Here is a 5,866-nt window from a genome sequence, read left to right as displayed (position 1 = left end):
GTAAATGCCACGCAGGAACAAGCGAATCAGGCTGTTATTGATTTGAACACAGCGCTGGTTACATTTGCGGGAGCGGTGAATACGACTGCAAGCATAGGCGACTTGGCCGTATTGGCAAGTAATTATGGAGCAACCAGCAGCCGTCCGGATTGGTCTTCACTTCAGATGTATGACTTTAATCAGGACAACAAGTTGGATATTATCGACCTGGCAGCCATGGCCAGAATAATTCTTGGACAGTGAACTTGTAACAAGTTGTAATTGAAAGCTGGATAGCTAGCACTTAGCCGCTGTCCAGTTTTTAATAGTTGCTAAGCCAAAAAAGTAAGAGGAGGACTCAAGGTCCTCCTCTTACTTTTTGTATAAAAGGTATTACATTCAATTCACGAAGCATGGTAGTCACTTCTTTGGTCCTTTTCTTGTTGAACTTTTTCAAAATCACGTTAATTTGCGATTTGATGGTGGATAATTCGACCTGCCGTTCCTTAGCGATTTCCGTTAATTTCATATCTCTGAGAAGAAGATCTAAAATAACTAGCTCCGATGGGGTCATCTGAGAAAGAATCAGCGTCGAATTCAACAACGATTCCTGATTGCGGCGGATCCGTGAGAACTCATTTTTGATTTTATAGGCAAACTCAGGACGGACTTGTACATTTCCCTCATGAGCAGAACGAATGCTCTGAATAATGGCTTCGCTGGAGCTTGTCTTCAGCACGTAATCGACAGCACCTGTTTCGAAAGCGCTGAACACCGTTTCATCATCTTCATGCACCGTAAGGAACACGATTCGTGTTTGCGGATGAAGCTCAAGCACTTTTTGCGCTGTGATGATCCCGTCATGTCTCATTTCCATTTCGATATCCATGAGAATTAGATCGGGCGCTCCCAGCTCGGCTATAAGCTTCAGCACTTCTTTACCGGCGGAGGCTTGTCCGATTACATTCAAATCCTCTTCTCGATCGATCAGCTCACAGAAATGCTCCCTCAGAACATCCAAATCTTCAGCAACGATAATACGAATGGGTGCTATCATGTCCATCAACCTTTCTTAGCCTCTGATTTCAACACATATAGCGGCATAATAATTTGGAATGTACTGCCCTTTCCAGATTTGCTGTCAAGATGAATGCGTCCGTAATGCCCAAGCACGATATGCTTTACATATGATAAACCGACGCCCCAATTTTTATTTGTATTTTTGCTTGTATAAAAGGGATCGAAAATCTTATCCTGCAGATGGTCAGGAATACCCGGACCGTTATCCGAAATTTTGATGATCACCCAATTATCTTCTACATAGACGCTGAGCTGAATAACGCCTGCTGTGTCGGAGTCAATCGCTTCAACCGCATTGATCAACAGATTATAAATCACTTCCGACATATGTTCAAAATCAGCCAAGATCTTGGTCTCATTTTCAAGTCCTGTACATTCAATGATGATGTTCGAAGGTAAGGAGGGCATCCTTTCCAGCGTGTGATGAATAAGCTTTTGCACGGATTGGGGTTTCAGTTGGAGATGGCTTGTTTTAAATGACTTGTACAACTGATCGAGTCTTCCGAGCGTTTGGTTCACAATTAAGTCCGCTTTACTCAGTGCCGCCTCCACTTTTTGAACATCGGCAGTTTCACCGGCGATCACGCTTTGATTAGCTTGCTTGACGAGCAGTTGAATCATGAGCAGTTGATTTTTCACGGCATGTGTAAAAACTTGAGCGCCCATATTAGCGGTACTTAGCTTTCGCTTTAGCCGTAGGTCCTCATTACCCATTTTCTTTTCAATTTCCGTATAACGCCAAATGGAGAGTATGCTGATAACAGATAAAATCCCTGTAAAGCTAATGCTTATATACCATTCAAGCAGGGTTAGAGGCGGATTAAAATTAGAGAAATCCGAATACAGCATATAGAAGGTACGTACGTCGAAGACCTGTAAAGGACCCATGAAGCCAAGGTAAAAATAAAACAGAACTAGCGAGAGTACGCCGAGGATAATAAACTGGCTTTGTCTTTTTAACCATGGAATCGTTACACGTTGATATTTCCAAATCATGATAGAAATGGCTGCTGCTGCAGATAGAACAAGCCATCCCCTTGTTACCCAACCAATGATATAGGTATGATTGCGGTCCATTACGGAAAGAGCCCATTTATAAATAATGGGATCATAGAAAATTAAATTGGCTAGTGCGGGCAAGAGACTTAACACATCTACTTTCCAGAAGCGCTTCGTCGTATTATAAGACATTAAGGATATCGACAGTCTGATCAAGCTAAAAATAAAAAGCGACCGTCCGGCCGTAAGCATACGGCTAATTCCCTCAATTTTGATAGGTGCATTTAACAGCATATTGCGGATCGTGTCATTGAAAAACAATACAATATTTATTCTGTAATAGAAGCCGCCGAATTTGGCAATAAACAAAATCAATCCGGACATACTAAGAAACCATCCGACTAGCACAAGTCCCATCCAATAGGCTGAAGGATTGCGCGCTTTGGCAATAAAGAGCGCAATAGCTGCAATCATGAGCAAGATGAGGAGTATTGTCATCGCGTCACCTGACTTTTATGAGTAGTACGTCTAATATAACACATCAAGCCAGTTCTGCCTCTCAACTAAACGGAAATTTTTGGGACTAATTGGTTGGACTTTAGTGTGTTTTTATAACTCTGCGTATTCATGAGAGTTAACCGTCTAAATGCATGAGCAATGCGGTATTAATGTAAAGTATGAAATTTTTTCAACCTTCTGCTGATTGTAGATTCAAAATACAATTATCAACGTAGAGCGCTTAAGCATGAGAACAATCAATTGCACAATTTGTAAGCGCTTCACAAAAATTGCTCCCCCATTGGCAACCTATGAGGCGACGAATTAACTTACAGGGCAGTCTTTCTTTCAACATTCTTTAGTATTAAAGGGGGGATGCAGATAAGAAATACCTCTTGAACAGGCTTACAGGATAAGAGCAAATTTGTTCTAATTGCCCTCGGTCTATGCCTAGAGGCTATCTGAAAATGTAGGAGAGGTGAGAGTAGGTTGAAAAATTTAATCGTTAAAAAAGCAGTTTCTACAGCCTTAGCTTTACTTTTATCAGTGAATATTATGAGTGCGCTTCCTGATATTGCGAACGCAGCATCTAGTCAGCCTTCGATATTACCAAAGCCAGTAAGTTATACAGTTGGGACCGGGCAATTTGTTTTATCACAAACCACTTCTATTTATGTAGCTGGTAATACCGCTGAGGAAACAGAGGAGCTATTCAAAATTGGACAAATGATTGTCAATAAGCTGAATGCTTCAACCGGATTCCAAATCAGCGTCATAAAATCAAACAATCCTACTACAGGAAGTATTTACCTCACTACAATAGGTGGAAATGCAGCCTTAGGCAATGAGGGGTATGATTTAAACACAACTTCCGATCAAGTTAAACTCACTGCAAATAAACCGGAAGGCGTGTTTAGAGGGATTCAAACCTTATTACAACTCTTACCGGCAGATATTGAAAAGAACAAAGTTGTTTCTGGTGTACAATGGGTGATTCCTAATTCTACTATTAGTGACAAGCCTTCTTATGAATATCGTGGACTCATGCTCGATGTGGCACGACATTTCTTTCCAGTGGATCAAGTTAAACGTCAGATCGATCTGGCATCGCAGTATAAGATTAACAAGCTTCATATGCATTTATCTGATGATCAAGGCTGGCGCATTGAAATTAAATCCAGACCTGAACTAGTGGAGTATGGAAGCAAGGGGCAGGTAGGCGGTGGTCCTGGTGGCGGATATTACACACAGGAGCAGTTTAAAGAAATCGTCAACTATGCGGCTGAACGCTATATTGAAGTCATTCCAGAAATCGATATGCCTGGTCATACGAATGCGGCTTTAGCTTCAATTGCTGACCTAAATCCTGATGGACAAAGGAAAGCTATGCGTACTGATATAGATGTAGGGTATAGCACTCTCATGACCCGCTCTGAGGTTACCTATCAATTTGTTGATGATGTAATTAGAGAGCTTGCTGCACTATCACCTTCACCCTACATTCATATTGGAGGAGACGAATCTAACGCAACTTCATCTGCTGATTACGATTATTTTGTTGGCAGAGTTACAACTATCGTTAAAAACTATGGTAAGAAAGTAATTGGGTGGGACCCGTCTGATACCTCAAGCGGAGCAACTAGCGATTCTATTCTGCAGAACTGGCACTGCACCGCTTCAACTGGAATCTCAGCGAAAGCAAAAGGGATGAAGGTCATCGTATCTCCGGCAAATGCTTATCTCGACATGAAATACTACTCAGATACGCCGCTTGGCTTATCTTGGAGAGGACTCATCAGTACCAACAAAGCTTATAATTGGAACCCAACCGATTGCATATCAGGAGCAAATATTTATGGGATAGATAGTGCATTATTTTCAGAAACCATTGTGACTCAAGATAATATGGATTATATGCTCTATCCGAGATTAATAGCGAATGCTGAAGTCGGCTGGACTGCTCAGAGCAATAGAAACTGGGATGATTTTAAAGGAAGGCTTACAGATCAAGCTTCAAGAATGCAAAATAAAGGAATAAAATATTTCGCCGACCCTATTGTATGGGAGTCACCAATTGTCCCAATAAATTCAGAATGGAAGATGGATGAAGGAACTGGAACCACCTTGGTAGATACGTCGGGTTCTAGAAATGGAACGTTAGTTGGCGGCGCAACGTGGACTACGGGTAAGTTTGGAAATGGGGTAAGTTTAGATGGAAACACAGGTTATATCAATTTAGGCGGCCAAGATATAACAGGAGACTGGACAGCAGCCGCTTGGGTTTTCGGGCAGCCGAGTACGACTAGAAATGAGGTGCTTCTGGGCGGTTCATCTTCATCAATTAAGATCAACCAGTGGAATAAAACAGGTAAAGTTGGGGTTTCCATTTACGGTAATAAAGACTCTACGTATGATTATAGTATTCCTTCAAACCAATGGACTCACCTGACTTTTGTAGGTACAAGTACCGGAACTTCTCTTTATGCAAATGGTGTGCTAAAAGGAACAATCGCTGGTAAAATGAGTGGCCCAATGGCATTCGTTGGCGTAGAAGCGCAGCCTGGAACCGGATTAAAAACTTCCTATTTCAAAGGCAGCCTGGATGAATTGAAAATATTCAACAGGGCGTTGAGCGCAAGCGAGATTGCTCAAATCATGACAGTCGATAAAACGGCGCTGAATACAAAGATTGCGGCAGCACAAGCATTGAATAGCAATAACTACACGGCGGCATCCTGGACCTCGCTGCAAACGGCGTTAACTGCAGCCGTCAACGTGAGCAATGACACGAATGCGACGCAAGCGCAGGCCGATGCAGCGGCAACCGCTTTACAGACAGCTATCTCTGCGCTGGAAGTAAAACCATTAACCGGTGTCCAGTTAACCGGTCCGGTATCCGTACTAGCCGGGGAGCCTATCAGCTTAACGTACAGCTTGGTGAATTCCACTTCGAGTGTTTATGCCCAGGACCTGACGATTAGCTTTGATCCGGGACAATTGCGATTTGTGTCTGCGGAGTCACTCGTCAACGGACTTACAGTTGTCGGTCAATCCGAATCTAGTGGGCTTGTGAGATTGCTTACAGCAGCTTCAGGATCGACTGGCGCCGTTACGGGAACTATGGACGGTTTGAAGCTGAACTTCCAGGCTGGGCAGATGAACCAAACAGTAAGCAGCGCCGTTAACGTGAATCGTGCTGTCGTCGCTGATGCAGATGGCGTTGAAACGCCATTAAATAGCCTTTCTGCCTACAACGTTCAGATTACTGTACCGGTTGTGGACAAAACAGCGCTGAATGCGAAGATTGCAG

The 5,866-nt window shown here is 42.8% G+C and carries 4 protein-coding genes; 2 read left to right on the top strand and 2 right to left on the bottom strand.

Going from position 1 to position 5,866, the window contains the following annotated elements:
• The coding region (locus GC097_RS22950) for a hypothetical protein (RefSeq protein WP_171685637.1) at nucleotides 1-243 on the top strand (243 nt) is incomplete at its 5' end.
• Between the two features lie 94 nt (nucleotides 244-337).
• Here GC097_RS22950 and GC097_RS22945 read toward each other — a convergent pair.
• On the bottom strand, nucleotides 338-1,036 hold the full coding sequence (locus tag GC097_RS22945) for a response regulator transcription factor (protein WP_171685636.1): 699 nt from the start codon (nucleotides 1,034-1,036) through the stop codon (nucleotides 338-340).
• A gap of 5 nt (nucleotides 1,037-1,041) precedes the next feature.
• Nucleotides 1,042-2,556, bottom strand: a complete 1,515-nt coding sequence (locus GC097_RS22940; protein WP_171685635.1) for a sensor histidine kinase — start codon at nucleotides 2,554-2,556, stop codon at nucleotides 1,042-1,044.
• A 489-nt stretch (nucleotides 2,557-3,045) separates the two neighbouring features.
• Between GC097_RS22940 and GC097_RS22935 the strand changes: the two genes are divergently transcribed.
• Nucleotides 3,046-5,866, top strand: a 2,821-nt coding sequence (locus GC097_RS22935) for a family 20 glycosylhydrolase (protein ID WP_171685634.1), incomplete at its 3' end; no start/stop codon positions are given.

The sequence above is a fragment of the Paenibacillus planticolens genome (genome assembly GCF_013141725.1).
Classification (GTDB): Bacteria; Bacillota; Bacilli; order Paenibacillales; family NBRC-103111; genus Paenibacillus_E; species Paenibacillus_E planticolens.
Note: the sequence above shows the minus strand (reverse complement) of the source record. Positions and strands in the feature narration are given on the sequence as shown.